Consider the following 17,138-nt stretch of genomic DNA (forward strand, 5'->3'; position numbering starts at 1 on the left):
CCCGGCCCGCTCACGGCTTCACCTCCGGGAGGAAAGCCCGGATCTTCTCTATGTTCGCACGGCTGTAGTAACCGCAATTGGCAAGCAGTGCGTTCGAATCGGCTGCCATGTTGGTACGGCAAAGCCACCAGGTGAAGTCCGTATGGGCAAGACCATGAAGGCCACCGATGGTGTGTCCGAATTCATGCGCGATCACGCTGTATGGTCCAACCGCAGAAGCCAGGGCAGCGTCGCCATATTCATAAGCCACGCCAGAACTTTTCCCATTGGGAGAATGCTGCGTAAAGAGCAGGAACCGTCGGTGGCCCGTGCGTGCGAGGCCTTCGCGCGACACGAAACGATCCACGACGTTGTCCCACCTGTCCAGACTGTCCTCGTCTCCGTAGGACATGTTAGTCACGCCTTTAATATTGCGACGATAAATGACGTGAATGACTTTGTACGGAAGGACGTTCCTGGCGAGATCGGCAACCCACCAGGACACATAATTGTTCTGCAACGTCCGGTACATGTCGGCCCCCGTATCGTCGTGCGTGAATATCCAGAAGCGCATCAACGGCTTTCCATTGAGCGCGATGTCGGTGATATCGCCCAGGGACCCTGACCTTCCGGTGCCCCCACCCGCGGTGATGGGAGAGGGTGCCGGTTCGACATCATCGGGCATGCCCGCAGATGGCGGCGCGGCGAACCAGTTTTCCTCGACGTCGTTGCTTTCCTCGGTAATCACCCTGACCCGGATGCCTGATGTGTCCTTCTCCACAATGTCGATCCGGTCGCCGCTTCGCGTGACGACGACGGGAGCGTCATTCCACGTTCCCGTAAACATCTGGCCGCCCGTATCGTCGGGAAATACAACATGCACGGGAAGCTCGGAGGTTATGGTCAGCTCACTGGGTGCCACTGCATTACGGTGATGACGCGAAGGACTCAGCGAGATGGACTGGGGAAGTCCTTCGGCCACACGACGGTCGAAAAGCTGGACGAATGACGGAGCAACCGTGGACTCGTGCTGTTCCGTCACGACCGAGGACTGTGCGCCCTGTGCCGCAATTAACGTCATGGCGATGGCGAAAGCCATCAATGACTGGCGAAGACGTGTCGTTTTCATTTTTTTCCTCATTGCGTCAGTCGGGATAACTGGGGGAGCCGCAACGGGTGATTATTTGCATTGACACACCACATGCCTGGAGGCGTTCTCTCCAATTCGATCAGAAATCAACTGCCTGTGCGTAGGAGGCTGGCCGACACCGCGTGATGACCCATCGCGCACCCTCTCATGCTCGGCACCTCGCTCGACACGGTACATTCCCCGGCGCAGTTGCCAACCGGCCACCGCCATACCGGTTGACTGTGCCATCAGTCATGCTTCGTACGGCCATGGGCCGTGCCAGACTCGGGCGATCATTCAAGCGAGACACGCCATGCGACCGATGCGCCCTGCCCCTTCGTCCGTCAGCACCGCATTGTCACTTGGCATACTTACCGCCCTCTCCGCTTTCTCAGGTGCGTCCACGGCACAGGCCGTCCAGACGGCCGAACAGAAGGCGCTCGTGGCCAGGCGCAACGATCTTGAGAAGCAGCTTGAAGACATCGCCATCATCGACCGCAAGGTGATGGTGAAAATGCGTGACGGCAAACGCATGGCCGCCGACGTATACCGACCGAAGAATGCAACAGGCAAAGTGCCGGTCATCTTTTCGCGCACACCCTACAACTTCAATTTCTGGGACGTAAAGAACGGCGCCCCGCGCGACATGTCCCGCGAGCTGGCGGCCGTGAAACATGGCTACGCATACGTGGAGATGAACGAGCGCGGCCACTACTTCTCCGAAGGCAACTACGAAATTCTCGGCGCGCCAGTCAGCGATGGCGTGGACGCCGTGCGCTGGCTGAGCACGCAGCCGTGGTCGAACGGCAAGGTCGGCACCACCGGCTGCTCGTCCACCGCGGAATGGCAGATGGCGGTGGTCGCGCAGGACGAGCCTGGCTTCGCCACCTTCAACGTTCAGGGCTTCGGTGCGGGCGTGGGTCGTGTGGGACCGTATTACGAGCAGGGCAACTGGTATCGCGGTGGTGCCGTGCAGATGCTCTTCATCGACTGGCTTTACGGTGAGCAGAACCAGGTGCGGCCGATGTTCCCGGCCAACACCACCCAGGCCGACCTCATCCGTGCATCCAAAGCGTTCGACCTCGACCCGGCCATGCCGCCTGTCGATTGGGAAAAGGCGTTCTGGCATCTTCCGGTGCGCGACATCATGAAGTCGGTAGATGCGCCACGCGGCATTTACGCCGACGCCATGGATGTGCCGACCGGCGGCAACATGATTGCCCGCACGCCCAACAGTCCGGACTGGTACAAGGGCGGCCTGTGGCACGACACCATGTCGATCAAGAAGCCCGGCCTGTGGTTCATGAGCTGGTTCGACGTGTCGGTGTCTCCGAATCTCGCGGCCTACAATCACGTGCGCGCCACCGCGCCCAAGGCCGTTGCCGATCAGCAGTACGCGATCATTGCGCCCTCGCTCCACTGCGGTTACACCCGCGCCACGGAACACACGATGATCGGCGATCTTGACGTGGGCGACTCGCGGTTCGACTACGACGCCCTGGTCTACGGCTGGTTCGATCACTTCCTGAAGGGCGAAGACAGCCCGGCCCTGAACAAGCAGTCCAAGGTCATGTACTACGTGATGGGCGAGAACAAATGGCATGACTCACCCAGCTGGCCTCCCGCTGGCGCCGTCACGCGCGACCTGTACTTCACCAGCGAAGGCAAGGCCAACACGTTGTACGGCGACGGCAAGCTGGTAGAGGCGGCCGGTGGCAGCGACCATCCGGATACCTTCATTTATGACCCGGCCAATCCGGTTCCCACGCTGGGAGGTGGCGGTTGCTGCCAGGGGCCTTCGGTGAAGTTCGGTTCGTTCGACCAGAATCCGCAGCTCGCCCGCAACGACATCCTCGTTTACGACTCCACGCCTTTCAGTGAAGGCACCGAGGTCAGCGGCCCGGTGACGGTGACGCTGTACGTATCGTCCAGCGCGAAAGACACCGACTTCACCTTCAAGGTGATGGACGTGATGCCGGACGGCAAGGCCTTCAACATCACCGAGAACATCCAGCGCATGCGTTACCGCGAGGGATACGAGAAGCCGCCGGTATGGATGAAGGATGGCGAGGTTTACAAAGTGACCTTCCAGCCCATCGACACCAGCTATTTCTTCAAGCCGGGGCACAAACTGCGCGTTGCCGTTTCCAGCAGCAACTTCCCGCGCTTTGACCGCAACCTCAATACCGGCGGCAACAACGTAGATGAAACGGCGTGGGTAATCGCCCGCAATGCCGTGCATCACGACGCAGAACATCCGTCGAAGATCACGATTACCGTGGTGCCGCGTTCCGGGCATTGAGTTTTGACTGTCTGCGATGGGGCTGGCACTCCCATCGCAGCAAGCCTCCAAGGGGGCCGCCCGAGACAATGCGTCGCACCCTGTCCAGGCATGCCCGCCTGCGATAATCGGTGCGATGAGCAAGTCCAAGACCCGTATTGCCGATGTCGCCGCCGCAGCAGGGGTGAGCATGGCGACCGTGGATCGCGTGCTCAACGCACGCGGTGGCGTGAGTGAAAGCGTGCATGTACGCGTGCTTGAAGCCGCCCGGCGCCTGAAGATCGACCGCGTATTGCACGCCACGCCCGGGCGCTGGCTGCGCGTGGCTGTGCTGATGCAGGCGCCGACGATCCACTTCTATGCCGAACTCGCAGAATCTTTCGAAGCGCTGGAGCTTTCGCTGGAAGCGCAGCACGTGCGCTGCGGCATGTCGTTCTATCCATCACTTGAGCCGGCGGTCGTAGCGGCGGCACTGCGTGAAGCGTCAACGCATGCCGATGCATTGATTACGGTGGCCTATCAGCACCCTCTCGTGAACGAGGCCATCGCCGATATCGCAGCCCGCATGCCCGTCGTGACACTGGCGTCCGACATTCCGGACAGCGGCCGACTGGCTTACGTCGGCTCCGACAACCTGGCCGCAGGCCGCGTGGCAGGCGAGTTGATGGGTCGATTCATCGGCCGTGAGCCCGGGACCGTTCTGGTCATCACGGGATCACGGGGATTCCTCGGCCATGCCGAACGGGAAGACGGGTTCCGCCAGACCATCGCCGGGTTTGCCGGCATCGAGGTGCTGCCCACCGCGATGAGCCATGAAGACCCACTTTCCACCGTGACCGTGGTGGAAGCGGCACTCAACGCACGGGCGGACCTGCGCGGCATCTACAACATCTCGGTGGGCGACGAGGGAGTGGCCGCGACGCTGAGCCGCCATACGGGCGTGCGCCCTTTTTTCATTGGCCACGATCTGACGCGCAGCAACACAGATTTGCTGGCACGCCGTGCCATGGACGTCGTGCTGGAGCAAAACCCCGGGGCTCAGGCCGCTGAAGCCATGCAGCATGTTCTTGCGAGCTTCGGGCGAGCGGCGCGGCCGGTGACGCGTCCCTACCCCGTGAGCGTGGTTCTTCACGCGAATTTGCCGCAAATTTCCCGATCCTGCGGAGAAGGCTGAGGGTTTTACCTCAACCGCCGTAGCTACACTCGTGCAGCTTTGTGCGCCGCACCATTGCCATTGCGCGATGACGCCCCGCCGCCACTCCAGCCATCGCCAGAGGTGCCGCATGCATGTGCCCCCCGCGCCGTCGCCCGCCGACGCGCCATCCAGTCCGTCACGTCGCCGGCTGATCGTTTCTGCCAGCCTGGTTGCCGCCGGCGCCGCGCTGCTTCCCTGGTCGCGCATGGCCTATGCGCAGTCGCCCGCTCAGGCCAGTCCTGCGGAGCTGGCCGGATTCCTCGCACTGTCCTGTCTCCTGACCTCACGGCCGCATCTGGACGCGGCTCTTTCGCAGCGGGTCTTCGTGGCACTGGCCGACGGAGACCGCAACTTCGGTTTCAAAGTGCGTTCGCTTGCCGATGCCCTGGGCCGTGCAGGCATCACCGACATGAAGGCGTTCAAGGATTCGGCCGTCGATAAAGACCCGGACAGCAAAGCGCTGGTCGTGCTGATCGTTTCGGCCTGGTATCACGGATACACGGGTACGCCGAAGTCGCTCACATCGGTCGATGACACGCGCTTCATCACCTATACGGAAGCCCTAATGTTCGCGCCCACCCGCGACGTGACGGTGATTCCGACGTATGCGCGCGCAGGTACCGACTACTGGGCCCATCCGCCCGCCAGCATCGCTACCGACTGATCGACGACATCGACACAACGGCTGGCCGCACCTGCGCCGCCCTGCCTCCTTCAAGGCCATACCCCCATGAATCCCCAATACGACGCCGACGTCATCGTTATCGGCTCCGGCGCACTGGGCAGCAACGCTGCCTATGAGCTCGCCAAGCTAGGCCGCTCCGTCATCATGCTGGAAGCCGGCTCGCGCATCCCGCGCTGGAAGATCGTGGAGAACTTCCGCACGTCCTCGCGCAAGAGCAACTTCAACGATCCCTATCCGAATGAGCCGTGGGCACATACCTCCTACGATCCGGACTACATCGAGAACACCGGCTCATTCAACTTCAAGCCCGGCATGCTGAAGCTGGTGGGTGGCACCACCTGGCACTGGGCCGCCGCCTGCTGGCGCTACCTGCCCAACGACATGAAGCTCAAGACGCTCTACGGCGTGGGCCGCGACTGGCCCATCGAATATTCGGAGCTGGAGCCGTACTACCAGCGCGCCGAGGAGGCGCTCGGCGTCAGCGGCAACGGTGACGAAGACCAGAGTGGTCAGGCAGGCAAACCCTGGCCGCCGCGCTCCAGGCCCTATCCGCTCCCGCCGGAAGCCACCACGTACATGAACCAGCGGCTCAACGAGCGGCTGGCCAAAGAGGGCTACCACTACATCCACGAGCCCAACGGCCGGGTCACCCGCCCGTACGACGGGCGCCCTGCCTGCTGCGGCAACAACAACTGCATGCCGGTATGCCCGATTGGCGCGATGTACAGCGGCGACATGCACGCCACGCATGCCGAGAAGGCAGGTGTGAAGCTGCTCACCGAATCCACCGCGTACAAGCTGGAAAAAGGCGCCGGCGGGCGCATCGTGGCCGTGCACTACAAGAAACCCACGGGCGAGGACATCCGCATCACCGCGCGCTACTTCGTGGTCGCTGCGCACGGCCTGGAAACACCCAAGCTGCTGCTGATCTCCGGGGTCGCCAACTCGTCCGACCAGGTGGGCCGCAACCTCATGGATCACACCGGTATCGGTCTGACGATGATTGCCGACGAACCCCTGTGGCCGGGTCGCGGCGCCGTGCAGCAGGGCGGCATCTTCAACTGGCGCGATGGTGATTTCCGCAAGCAGCACTCGGCGGTGAAGCATTCCATGGCCAACGCGGTGCCGAATCTTGCCGTGACCAATCGCCTGTTGCACAAAGGCGTTGTCGGCCCGGAGCTTGACGAGCGCATTCGCCACGACGCCGCGCGCTGGGTCGATGTGGGCACCGTGTTTGAAATGCTTCCCGAAGCCGGCAACCGCGTGACACCCAGCGACAAGAAGGATGCCCTCGGTATCCCGATGCTGCGGGTGAACTACGACGTCGGTGACTACACCAAGGCCGGCAAGGTCATCGCGAAACAGGACTATGCGAAGTTCGCAAAGATCCTCAACGCCGAAGTCATCGAAGACGAAACCGGCTGGCAGAATCGCGACCACATCATGGGCTCGGTCATCATGGGCTCTGACGCGAAGGACTCGGTGGTCAACAGCGAGTGCCGCACGTTCGATCACGACAACCTGTTCCTGGCCACCACCGGGGTGATTCCTGCATCGGGCGTCATCAACCCCACGCTGACCGGCGTGGCGTTGAGCATCCGCATCGCCGACACCATCCACAGGGAGCTCTGAGAACGCCATGTCCTTTTCATTGTTCCGTGGGGCGATCTTTTCCTCCCTGATGGCGCTGGGCGCCCTGTCTGCCGCCCATGCACAACAGGCCGATCCGAAGCTGATCGAACAGGGCCGCTACGTGTCGCTGGCCGGCGATTGCGCCGCCTGCCACACCAACGCAGGCGGCAAGCCCTTCGCCGGGGGCCGGCCCATCGGCTCGCCGATGGGCAACATCTATGCCTCCAACATCACACCGTCGGCGACCAACGGCATCGGTGGATACACCGAACAGCAGTTCGCCGATGCGTTGCGTAAAGGCGTGAACGCAAAGGGACAGCATCTGTATCCGGCCATGCCTTACACGGCATACCGCGGCCTTAGCGATGAAGACATGCATGCGCTGTATGTGTATTTCATGCAGGGCGTGCAGCCCGTCGACAATGCTGTTCAGAAGACGAAGCTGCCGTTTCCTTACGGCATGCGTGGCGTCATGTTCTTCTGGAACACGCTGTATCTGGACAGCGGCAGCTTCAAGGCCAGTGACACCGCATCGGCGGCAGTCAACCGCGGCCACTATCTCGTCGACACGCTGGGCCATTGCAGTTCCTGCCATTCGCCGCGCAATCTCCTGATGGCCGAGCAGTCAGGTGCCTACCTCGCAGGTGCGAAGATCGACGGCTGGATTGCCCCCAACATCACCAGCGACCCGGTCAGCGGCATTGGCGGCTGGAGCACCGACGAGATCGCCCGGTACCTGAAAAACGGCCACGTGGATGGCAAGGGCCAGGCGGGCGGCGGCATGGCCGAAGCCGTGGAGCAAAGCCTGCGATACCTCAGCGACGATGACCTCACGGCCATCGCCACGTACCTGAAAACCGTAAAGCCTGTACGCGATCCGAAGGACAGCAAGGCGGCATACGAGTACGCCGGCGGTTCGCCGTTGCCCTCCATCAGCGAACTGGAGCCGCAGCGTCCGGACAACAGCGCCAACCCCGATGCGATGCGCGACGTTTCAACCACCGATGGCACCGTGCTCTACAGCGGCGCCTGTGCAAGTTGCCATCAGCCGGGCGGCAAGGGCACCGAGAACCAGTACTTCCCATCGCTCAGCCACAACAGCGCCACGGGAATGAGTTCTCCGGACAACGTCGTGATGACCATCCTGCACGGTATTGAACGCCAGGGCGCCGATGCGCATGTGCTGATGCCTGCGTTCGGTCGCGACATGAACGACGAGCAGGTCGCGGCGGTCACCAACTACGTGACCGCACACTTCGGTAACCCGGATGCCCGCATCGACGCTGCCGGCGTGGCACAAATCCGTGCAGGCGGCCCCAGGCCGCTGCTGATCCGCCTGACGCCGTGGTTGATGGGTGGCGGCGTCGTGGTGGCCCTGCTGGTGATCTGGCTGATCGTGTCTGTGGTATCGCGTCGCAGGCGTCGCCGCCGTTAAGTTGCCGCGTCAGAGACCGCCACCTTCGGGCTCCGGCCACACCTGCTGCACTTTCTGGATGTCCGCGACCTTGTATCCCAGGTCGCGGACCCGCGCGACCAGCGCGTCGTAATCCGGCTGGCTGATCGTGGGTGTGCGCGCCATGATCCATACGTAGTCGCGCGCATCGCGGGCGATGATCGTCTGCTGATAATCGGGCGACAGGTACGCAATCACGTACTGTGCCTTCACCGGCCACACGATACGCACACCCCATACCGCATTGTTGGTGCCCTCGCGGACGAATCCCGTGGAACCGATATGTTTCACCGGCGCATCGAGCGACCGCTTGCGATAGCGGTAATCCGTGGCGATGGTACCGTCGGGTGAGAGTTTGTAGGTCTCCACGGCATTGACTGCGTTCTTCTCGAAGACGCTGGGAATCGTCGCAATGACGTACCAGCTGCCCATGAAGCGCGGCAGATCGACCTGATCCACCGGTTTGACCGGAGGCATGGCAATCGCCGATGAAGCGGCGGTCGCCACATACAGGCCGATTGCGCGAAGAAAAAATGGAATGCGGTGCATCTGTCGTCTCCTTACGGCCGCACGAAGCGGTAATGGGCAACCAGCCATTCCTGGCCGTCGTCGTAGCCGAACAATTCGGCGCATGCCATCCAGAACATCCGCCAGCGCTGAAACCAAAGCGGGGCTGCGTCCGCACCATAGGCCTTCACCAGCGCACGCATCACCTCATCGCGATGCGCATCCTGATTGGCCAGCCAGTGGTTGGCGGTGCGCTCGTAGTGGCGGCCATCCACGTGCCAGCGCTTCTCGATGTCCAGATCGCGCTGGAACCACAACAGCGTGTCCGACGAGGGCATCAGTCCGCCGGTAAAGAAAAACCGGCCCATCCAGTTGTCGTCACCCTCGGTTTCAAAGGGATACATGAGCGTGCGGTGAGCGAAGATGTGCACGAACAGCTTTCCGCCTGGCTTCAGCCAGCCGGCGATGTTGCGAAGGAGCGTGTCGTAGTTGCGCATGTGCTCGAACATCTCGATGGACACGCATCGATCAAACTTCGGCGCGTCCAGCTGGAGGCGGTTCACGTCCTGGGTGATGACCCGTACGTTGGCCAGTCCCAGTTCGCGGCAACGTCCCTCGATGAATTCGCGCTGCGGCGACGAATTGGATACCGCGACGATGCGCGCGCTGGGATAGCGTGCCGCCATCCACAGCGTCAAAGATCCCCAGCCGCAGCCAAGCTCCAGAATCTCCTGACCATCGGCCAGCTGTGCGCGTTCGCCGTACAGCTCCAGCATGGCCTCTTCCGCCTGCTCCAGCGTTTCATTGCCGAACGGGTAATAGCACCCCGAATACTTCAGGCGCTTGCCAAGGCAAAGCTGGAAGAACTCCGGTGGCAGCTCGTAATGCTGCGCGTTGGCCGCATCGGTATGAATGGCCACCGGGCTGGTACGAAGCATCTCGATGCGCGCACGGAACCGGTCAGCCTGCTCGTCCAGCCCGCCCTGGCGTTCTTCGCGCAGACGCTGCGCGCACAGCCGGCGGATGCCGAGGCGCAGCAGCGCATCAGGAATGAAGCCGCGCTCGGCCAGGCCGGACAACCCTTCCGAGGGGCGGTTGCCCACTGATTCGGCTGCGTACAGTTCGGTCGTGCTCATGAGCGTTCCTTCTTCGGAAACCACGGAAACAACATCGGGGTGCTGCGCTGGTAGGCGCGATAGTCATCGCCGCGCGATTGCAGTGCGCGCTTCTCTGTAAAAGGGATACCGCTCAGCCAGCGCAGGAAGACAAACATGACCACCGGCCCGGACCACGCCAGCCACCAGAGCGGAGACCCCGCGGCCAGCAGTACATAAGCGAACCAGTGCAGCCATTCGAAGAAATAGTTCGGGTGGCGCGAGTAGCGCCACAGTCCGTCGCGACACGTGCGCCCGCGATGGGCCGGCACCGCGCGAAAGTGCGCCAATTGGGCATCCGCCACCGCTTCGCCCAGTACTCCCAGAAGCCAGACAAGCACAGCCAGCACCACCAGCGGCATGCGTGTTTCCGGATTGGTCGCCACGCTGACGAACGGCAGCGCGAACAGCATCACCAGCCACGCCTGGAACTGGAAGAATGCGAAGAACTTCCACTGATTTCCCTGCCAATGCTCGCGCAGATTGCGGTAGCGGCCATCCTCATCCTCGCCGAGGACACGACGCGCCAGATGCCACGCCAGCCGGGCGCCCCACAGGCCACCAAGGATCGTGAGGGCGATCCTCGGTGTCGGGGCCCCATCACCCACGATGGCCAGCCACACGGCAGACGCGCCGACGCAGCTGGCCCACAACACGTCCACGATGCCGGCGTTCTGGTGCGCGCGCTGCCATGCCCAGCCAGCGCTCATCACCACAATGGCCAGCAGCCACACTCCCGCAAGGGCAAGCCACGGTGACATGCTCACATCACCTGCTGCCGCTCGGGCAGCGATGACGGACGTCGGTTGCCGGGGCGTGCCATCAGCAGGTGCGCCACGCCGATCGATCGCTCACGGAAGCCGCCTTCGCAATACGCGAGGTAAAACTCCCACATGCGGATGAAGCGTTCGTCGAAGCCCTGCGCGCGCACGTCGGCCAGCCGGGCCATGAAGCGCGTGCGCCATGCCTCAAGCGTGCGCGCGTACGACTCGCCGAAGTCTTCCATATGCACCAGCGCAAGATCGCTCGCACGTGACTTGGCGCTTATCAGTGCCTGCACCGAGGGAATGAAGCTGCCCGGGAATACGTGGCGCTTGATGAAGTCCACCGAGCGCAGTGCCTGGGCATAGCGGTGATCTTCAATCGTGATGGCCTGCACCAGCGCCAGCCCATCGCGATGCAGCAACCGGCCGATAGTCGCAAAGTACGTATCCAGGTAGGACGCGCCGATAGCTTCCACCATCTCGATGGACACCAGCTTGTCGTACTGACCATCCAGTTCGCGATAGTCCTTGAGCAGCAGCGTCACCCGATCCTGCAATCCCGCCTCGGCAACGCGCTGACTGGCCAGCGCATGCTGTTCGCGGGAGATCGTCGTGGTGGTGACATGGCAACCGTAGTGCTTTGCCGCATGGATGGCGAAGCCGCCCCAGCCTGTGCCGATCTCGATTACGCGATCCGTGGGCGCCAGTTCCAGCTTGCGACAGATGCTTTCAAGCTTGGCGAACGAAGCGTCCTCCAGCGTGTCGTCCGGACGGGTCCAGAGGGCGGAGGAATACATGAGGTCGTTCGAGAGGAACAGACCAAAGAAGTCGTTGCCCAGGTCATAGTGGGCGGCGATGTTGCGCCGGCTGCCGGCGACCGTGTTCCGGCGCAGCGCGTGCCATGCGCGCATCGCGATGCCACCCACGCGCGCCAGACCGGTTTCCATGCCATCGAGCATGTCGCGATTGCGCACCAGCAGACGGATCAGGCTGACCAGGTTGTCGCAACGCCAAAGTCCATCCATGTATGCCTCACCAGCACCCACGCTGCCATGCGTTGCTACCGCGCGATAGAACGCCGGATCACGCACATCCATGTGGATCAGTGGCAGATCGCCCGGGGTGGAAGCGCCGAAGGTATGACGGCCCAGCGCATCCTCGATCACGACCTGGCCGTGATCCAGTTGACCAAGGGTGGAAAGAAGCTGTCCGCGCAGCAGGCGGTCCAGGCTGCCCGGAGCGGGAGCAACGGCGGCGGCGATGTCGTTCATGGGGAGTCCCGATGCAGTGCCGGATGGTCGTGGACAGGATTCCGCTTCAGCCAGAGCCGGAACGCCTGCCAGTGAATGGCGCCGACGACCTTGGCGGTCATCAGCGGATAACGCCACAGAACGCGCGCGAGCGATGCGGCGTCCAGTTCCCTGCGGTGCAGCGACAGCGTGGCATCGAATGCGCGCTGCCCCTCGCGAATCACGTCCATGTGCACATGCAGATCATCGCCCGGTGCCGTAAAGCGCCAGCTGTATTCGCAGTCCATGGGCATGAAGGGCGACACGTGGAAGGTCTTCGGGAAATCCCAATGCCATGCACGCCCATGACGGGTCGCCGTGTCCACAGGAAGGACATACGCGTGCCGTTCGCGCCATGGCGTGTTGGTGATTTCGGCGACGACGCTCTCCAGCGTCTGTCCGTCCGCTGCGTAGCAGTAGTAGAAGCTCACCGGGTTGAAAACGAGTCCCGCATAACGCAGGTGCGTCAGCAAATGCACCGGACCTTCCGGGCGATGGCCGGTCGCTTCGTGCACGCGCTGGCGCACGGCTTCACCCAGCGGCATATCGCCAGGCCCCAGATAATCGCTGCGCCGGAACGAGGCGACATTGGGTCGCTCGGCCGACCACAGCCAGCGCTTTGCAAACACGGCGTCCACTTCGTCCAGATCGAGACAAAGCTGCGCCATGGTGTATTCGAACGCATGCGCATGTGGCGCATGACGACGGTGGCGTACGCGCCCTTCATAGACGGCGCTTCGCCAGGGCGTGTTCATGCTGCCACTCCGCGCATCGCCGGTGGCTGTCGCGCCGATGCATTCATTGGCCACGCGGCACCCAGCGCGGTGGCCACTTCCACGGCACTGCGCATGCCGTCTTCGTGAAAGCCCCATCCCCAGTACGCCCCTGCAAACCAGGTATGCCGCTGGCCCTGAATTTCGTCCTTGCGTGCCTGCGCCGCCACAGATGCGGTGGAGTACACGGGATGGTGGTAACGCATGCGCGCCAGCACGCGATCCGGATCAATCGCGGCCGTGCGATTGAGCGTCACCACGAACGGCTCAGGTGACTCGATGCCCTGCAACAGGTTCATGCAGTAACTGACCGTGCATGCTTCACCCGGATCGCGCGGCAACCACGCATTCCACGCGGCCCATGCCTTGCGACGACGGGGCAGCAGCCGCGCATCGGTGTGCAGCACAGTGTCGTTGGCCTGATAGGGCATGGCGCCCAGGATGTCGCGCTCCCGGTCACTGGCGTCATCCAGCAGCGCCAGCGCCTGATCGCTGTGGCAGGCAAGCACCACGCGATCAAAATGGTCCGTGCCACCATCGCTTTCAATGCTGACGCCGTTCACATGACGACGCACAGCGTGCACCGCACAGTTCAGGCGCTCTCGCACTGACCAGCCGGCCCGCATGGCCCGCACATAGGTAGCCGAACCACCGGTCACTACGCGCCACTGCGGCCGGCCACTGATTTGCAGCATCTGATGGTTCGCCATGAAGCGGATCAGATAGCGCACGGGAAACCGGAGAATCTGCTGCGCAGGCGATGACCACAGGGCGGACGCCATCGGAATCAGGTGCTCATCACGGAAGGCGGCGCCGTAGCGGCCACGTTCGAGATAGTCACCCAGCGTCATGCCATCGTCAGGCAGCGCCAGCACGGCAGGCGCCTCGCGGTAGAAGCGCATCAGGTCGCGCACCATGCCGTGAAAGCGCGGCGAGAAGAGATTGCTGCGCTGGCAGAACAACGTGTCCAGCGTCGCGGCGTTGTACTCCAGGCCACTGGCTTCGTTGTGCACCGAAAAGCTCATGGTGGTGGGCTGAGATGCCACACCCAGCTGCGCGAACAATCGCGTCAACAGCGGATAGTGCGCGGGGTTGTGCACGATGAACCCGCTATCCACGCTATAGCGCTTCCCCGCCTGCACCACATCGTGCGTGTGGGTGTGTCCGCCGAAATAGCCCGATGCTTCGTAAAGCGTGACCTCGTGAATGCGCGACAGCAGCCACGCCGACGCCAGCCCCGCAATGCCTGATCCCACCACGGCAATACGCATGACCGTCAGCTCCTCGCCCGTTGCAGTACCCAGGCGGGCACGGGTTTGAGACCCCGAACGAGTCCAAGGGCCGACATCGCCTTGAGGCCATACCAGGTCAGGTCCACTTCCCACCAGCGGAAGCCCTGGCGACTGGAACCGGGAAAGAAATGATGATTGTTGTGCCAGCCCTCGCCGAAGGTCAGCAGTGCCAGCCAGAGGTTGTTGCGACTGTCGTCCTTGGTGTCGTAACGACGGCTGCCAAAACGATGGGCCAGCGAATTGATGGTCACCGTGGCGTGGAACAGCACGATGGTGGACACCACAAAGCCCCATACCAGCATCTGCGCACCGGAGGTATGCAGGCCTGGCGCCACGCGTTGCAACAGCACGCCCAGGCCGAAGAGTGCGGCGGCCAGCAGCACCGGCACCAGCGTGTCGTAGCGGTCCAGCCAGCGCAGTTCGGGAAACTTCGCCAGATCGGGCACGCGGGACAGATCGGTGCGGAAGTTGCGTGGCGTCAGGAACCAGCCGATATGACTCCAGAGAAACCCATGGATCTTTGGCGAATGCGGGTCGTCCGGCGTGTCGGTGACCCGATGGTGATGACGATGGTGCGCCGCCCACCACAGGGGACCGCGCTGGACGCACGAGGCGCCGATCACGGCAAACACGAACTGCACCGTCCGCGACACCTGGAAGGTCCGGTGTGAGAAGTAGCGGTGATAAAAACCGGTCAGCGCGAACATGCGCACGGCGTACAGGACACCCGCAACGATCAGGGCAATGGGCGACACGCCGACCCAGATCACGCACACGCAGGCCACATGCAGGGCGACAAACGGGGCGGCACGCAGCCAGTCGATACGGTCCTCACGCGACGCGTCCACTTCCTCGGCGGCCGCACTGTCGAACCAGCGGCGCACGCGCACCGCCAGGTTCGGCCGGGCGGTGGGGAGGGTCGCGGTGGGGTTGGACGAAGCCATGAGCGTTGCCTTTGCACGTGTCATAGCTAGGTACGGACAAAACCCGTATCCGGATGCACGCAGACGGCAATCATTTTCAATACAGCCGATCCGGCCGCCACGAAAGTGGCGGCCGGATGCATGGCAGGGAACTCAGGCGGTGGGGCGATCCGTCCGGCCGGCGATCACACTTGCCGTGTGCGGCCCGGTAGATTCAGGGGCTCCGGTGATCGCACCCCTGGCGATCACGGCGCCAGTCGGCTGGCCGGTAGGCGAGCCACCCAGCGGTTCCACGGACACGGCCAGGGCAGCCGTGGGTCCGAGGCGGGCCAGCATGGCGCGGTCCAGCGCGAGGGTGGTGGGCTTGTCGCGCTCGATCATGCCCACCGATATGGGCTTGCCGCCCTGCGGAATGAGCCACAGTTCGGGCGCCCGGCCGGCCTCCAGGGCAACCGGCGTACCCGGCACCACGATCATGCGTGCGTTCTTCAGGTCCATGGTCGCCGTCCAGCCCGTGGCGCCGTTGTCCTGCTGAATGGTGGACGCCATGTAGCCCGCGGCCTCTCCGACCGGCGCCGCAGGATGGATCAGGCCAGGTACGGACACGACCAGCGCCAGGGCGGCAGCCACCGCTATCGCGCCAACGCCAACCCATCGCCACAGGCGCAGGCTGTCCCAGATCGAGGGCGTTGGTCGGCTACGAGCCTGAATGTCCAGTTGCAGGGCCTCGCGGATGCGGGCCCACAGATACGGCGGCGGGGGCACTTCCCTGATGGAGCCGGTCAGTGGGGCCAGCCGCTGTTCCCACAGCGCCACGGCCGTGGCGGCTTCAGGCAGCGTCTGGATTTCGCGTGCCACCTCGGCACGGGCGTCGGCATCCAGCACCCCGAGGACGTATTCGGCGTAGCGAAGCTCGTTGCGTTCGTCGGGGGTTGTCATGAGTCCAGGCACGCACGTAGTTGAAGGAGGCCGCGACGGATCCAGCTTTTCATGGTTCCGAGCGGCACATCCAGCCGGGCCGCCAATTCCTTATACGTAGCGCCGGAGAAAAAGGCTTCACGCACCGAGCGTTTTTGTTGCGGCTCCAGCGCCTCCAGGCAACGGGCGAGTCGTCCGTACTCCTGACTGGCCTCGGCGCCGGCGGCCGGCGTAGGGTCTTCATCCACAAGGGTATTGAGGTGATCCGGGTCGCCCAGGGTTTCTTCGCGGTGCTGCCTCAGCCGGTCGATGCCCTTGTTGCGCGCCAGCGTCGTCAGCCAGGTCATGGCGCTGGCCTTGCCCGGATCGAACGTGGCGGCGCGATGCCAGACGGTGATGAATGTTTCCTGGAGCACCTCGTCGGCATCGCCCCGATCCCGCGCCATGCGCAGGCACACGCCATACAGCTTCGGCGCCGCACGGCGATAAAGCTCGGCAAAGGATGCCTGATCGCCCCGTCCCGTGCGGACGAGCAGGCCATTCAATTCGTCACGCTCGGAAGCAGTGGCAGTCATCGTGAAGCGGTTCCCCGAAAAAGGTCTGGCGGCCGGCGAAGGATGCGGGGGCCATCGTGACGAAGCCGTTGATCCTTCCATGACGCCACGCCTGCGCTCGCGCCATCCCCCCAATGTATAGCGTCACGTGGGGTGCCAGCCAGCCGGCGCGGGTCCATAGTGGGCACACCTACCCACCTGAAGGAGACATCCCATGCTCGACTGGCTTGAATACCGCAAGGAACTCGGCGGCCGAATCAGCGAAATCGGCAAATTGAGTCCCGATACCATCGCCGGATACATGACTCTGTCCAAAGCCGGACAGAAAACCAATCATCTGGATGCGAAAACCCGCGAGCTCATTGGCCTGGCCGTGGCTGTCACCACGCGCTGCGATGGATGTATCACGGTGCACACGGGCGAGGCGCTGAAACACGGCGCCACGAAGGAGGAAATCACCGAGGCGCTGGGCGTGGCCATTGCACTCAATGCAGGCGCCGCGCTGGTGTATTCGGCGCGCGTGATGGATGCGCTGGAGCAGCACAGCAAGGCTTGACCGGGCCTGTCATTCGCACGGGGCGCAGGCCCCGTGCGAATGGATAACATGACT

16 protein-coding genes are annotated in these 17,138 nt (G+C 63.2%); 6 read left to right on the plus strand and 10 right to left on the minus strand.

The window, feature by feature from the left end; genetic code table 11:
* Nucleotides 1-10 precede the first annotated feature (10 nt).
* On the minus strand, nucleotides 11-1,108 hold the full coding sequence (locus FHW69_RS05280; RefSeq protein WP_183421932.1) for a hypothetical protein: 1,098 nt from the start codon (nucleotides 1,106-1,108) through the stop codon (nucleotides 11-13).
* Nucleotides 1,109-1,421: 313 nt separating this feature from the next.
* Here FHW69_RS05280 and FHW69_RS05285 point away from each other — a divergent pair, with 313 nt between their 5' ends.
* The 5 genes from FHW69_RS05285 (at nucleotide 1,422) to FHW69_RS05305 (ending at nucleotide 8,336) form a co-directional block, all read left to right on the plus strand.
* Complete coding sequence (locus tag FHW69_RS05285; RefSeq protein WP_221195379.1) at nucleotides 1,422-3,410, plus strand: CocE/NonD family hydrolase; 1,989 nt, start codon at nucleotides 1,422-1,424, stop codon at nucleotides 3,408-3,410.
* A 115-nt stretch (nucleotides 3,411-3,525) separates the two neighbouring features.
* Nucleotides 3,526-4,563 carry a LacI family DNA-binding transcriptional regulator gene (locus tag FHW69_RS05290; RefSeq protein WP_183421933.1) on the plus strand — a complete coding sequence of 346 codons (1,038 nt, stop codon included), beginning with the start codon at nucleotides 3,526-3,528 and terminating at the stop codon, nucleotides 4,561-4,563.
* A 109-nt stretch (nucleotides 4,564-4,672) separates the two neighbouring features.
* Nucleotides 4,673-5,248, plus strand: coding sequence for a sugar dehydrogenase complex small subunit (locus FHW69_RS05295; RefSeq protein ID WP_183421934.1), 576 nt, complete (start codon nucleotides 4,673-4,675; stop codon nucleotides 5,246-5,248).
* A gap of 66 nt (nucleotides 5,249-5,314) precedes the next feature.
* The gene (locus tag FHW69_RS05300) at nucleotides 5,315-6,901 is read left to right on the plus strand and encodes a GMC family oxidoreductase (protein WP_183421935.1); all 1,587 of its coding nucleotides are present in this window, start codon (nucleotides 5,315-5,317) and stop codon (nucleotides 6,899-6,901) included.
* Between the two features lie 7 nt (nucleotides 6,902-6,908).
* Nucleotides 6,909-8,336, plus strand: coding sequence for a cytochrome c (locus FHW69_RS05305; RefSeq protein ID WP_183421936.1), 1,428 nt, complete (start codon nucleotides 6,909-6,911; stop codon nucleotides 8,334-8,336).
* Between the two features lie 9 nt (nucleotides 8,337-8,345).
* Here the strand turns inward: FHW69_RS05305 and FHW69_RS05310 are convergent, their stop codons facing one another.
* From FHW69_RS05310 to FHW69_RS05350, 9 genes are all read right to left on the minus strand, one after another.
* Complete coding sequence (locus FHW69_RS05310; RefSeq protein ID WP_221195380.1) at nucleotides 8,346-8,903, minus strand: lipocalin family protein; 558 nt, start codon at nucleotides 8,901-8,903, stop codon at nucleotides 8,346-8,348.
* 11 nt (nucleotides 8,904-8,914) lie between these two features.
* Nucleotides 8,915-9,997: a cyclopropane-fatty-acyl-phospholipid synthase family protein gene (locus FHW69_RS05315; RefSeq protein ID WP_183421937.1), complete on the minus strand. Its 1,083-nt coding sequence runs from the start codon at nucleotides 9,995-9,997 to the stop codon at nucleotides 8,915-8,917.
* Nucleotides 9,994-10,776, minus strand: a complete 783-nt coding sequence (locus tag FHW69_RS05320; RefSeq protein ID WP_183421938.1) for a DUF1295 domain-containing protein — start codon at nucleotides 10,774-10,776, stop codon at nucleotides 9,994-9,996. Before FHW69_RS05320 ends, FHW69_RS05315 begins: the two co-directional genes overlap by 4 nt.
* A gap of 2 nt (nucleotides 10,777-10,778) precedes the next feature.
* On the minus strand, nucleotides 10,779-12,050 hold the full coding sequence (locus FHW69_RS05325; protein ID WP_183421939.1) for a cyclopropane-fatty-acyl-phospholipid synthase family protein: 1,272 nt from the start codon (nucleotides 12,048-12,050) through the stop codon (nucleotides 10,779-10,781).
* Nucleotides 12,047-12,823, minus strand: a complete 777-nt coding sequence (locus tag FHW69_RS05330; RefSeq protein WP_183421940.1) for a DUF1365 domain-containing protein — start codon at nucleotides 12,821-12,823, stop codon at nucleotides 12,047-12,049. Before FHW69_RS05330 ends, FHW69_RS05325 begins: the two co-directional genes overlap by 4 nt.
* The gene (locus FHW69_RS05335; RefSeq protein WP_183421941.1) at nucleotides 12,820-14,112 is read right to left on the minus strand and encodes an FAD-dependent oxidoreductase; all 1,293 of its coding nucleotides are present in this window, start codon (nucleotides 14,110-14,112) and stop codon (nucleotides 12,820-12,822) included. Before FHW69_RS05335 ends, FHW69_RS05330 begins: the two co-directional genes overlap by 4 nt.
* Nucleotides 14,113-14,117: 5 nt before the next feature.
* Nucleotides 14,118-15,077 carry a fatty acid desaturase gene (locus FHW69_RS05340; RefSeq protein ID WP_183421942.1) on the minus strand — a complete coding sequence of 320 codons (960 nt, stop codon included), beginning with the start codon at nucleotides 15,075-15,077 and terminating at the stop codon, nucleotides 14,118-14,120.
* A gap of 132 nt (nucleotides 15,078-15,209) precedes the next feature.
* Nucleotides 15,210-15,995, minus strand: a complete 786-nt coding sequence (locus FHW69_RS05345; protein ID WP_183421943.1) for an anti-sigma factor — start codon at nucleotides 15,993-15,995, stop codon at nucleotides 15,210-15,212.
* The gene (locus tag FHW69_RS05350) at nucleotides 15,992-16,549 is read right to left on the minus strand and encodes a sigma-70 family RNA polymerase sigma factor (protein WP_183421944.1); all 558 of its coding nucleotides are present in this window, start codon (nucleotides 16,547-16,549) and stop codon (nucleotides 15,992-15,994) included. Before FHW69_RS05350 ends, FHW69_RS05345 begins: the two co-directional genes overlap by 4 nt.
* Before the next feature lie 193 nt (nucleotides 16,550-16,742).
* Here FHW69_RS05350 and FHW69_RS05355 point away from each other — a divergent pair, with 193 nt between their 5' ends.
* Nucleotides 16,743-17,084 (plus strand): carboxymuconolactone decarboxylase family protein, encoded by a 342-nt coding sequence (locus FHW69_RS05355; RefSeq protein WP_183421945.1) that lies wholly within the window; start codon nucleotides 16,743-16,745, stop codon nucleotides 17,082-17,084.
* Nucleotides 17,085-17,138: the final 54 nt, after the last annotated feature.

Source organism: Luteibacter sp. Sphag1AF, from assembly GCF_014192715.1.
GTDB lineage: Bacteria > Pseudomonadota > Gammaproteobacteria > Xanthomonadales > Rhodanobacteraceae > Luteibacter.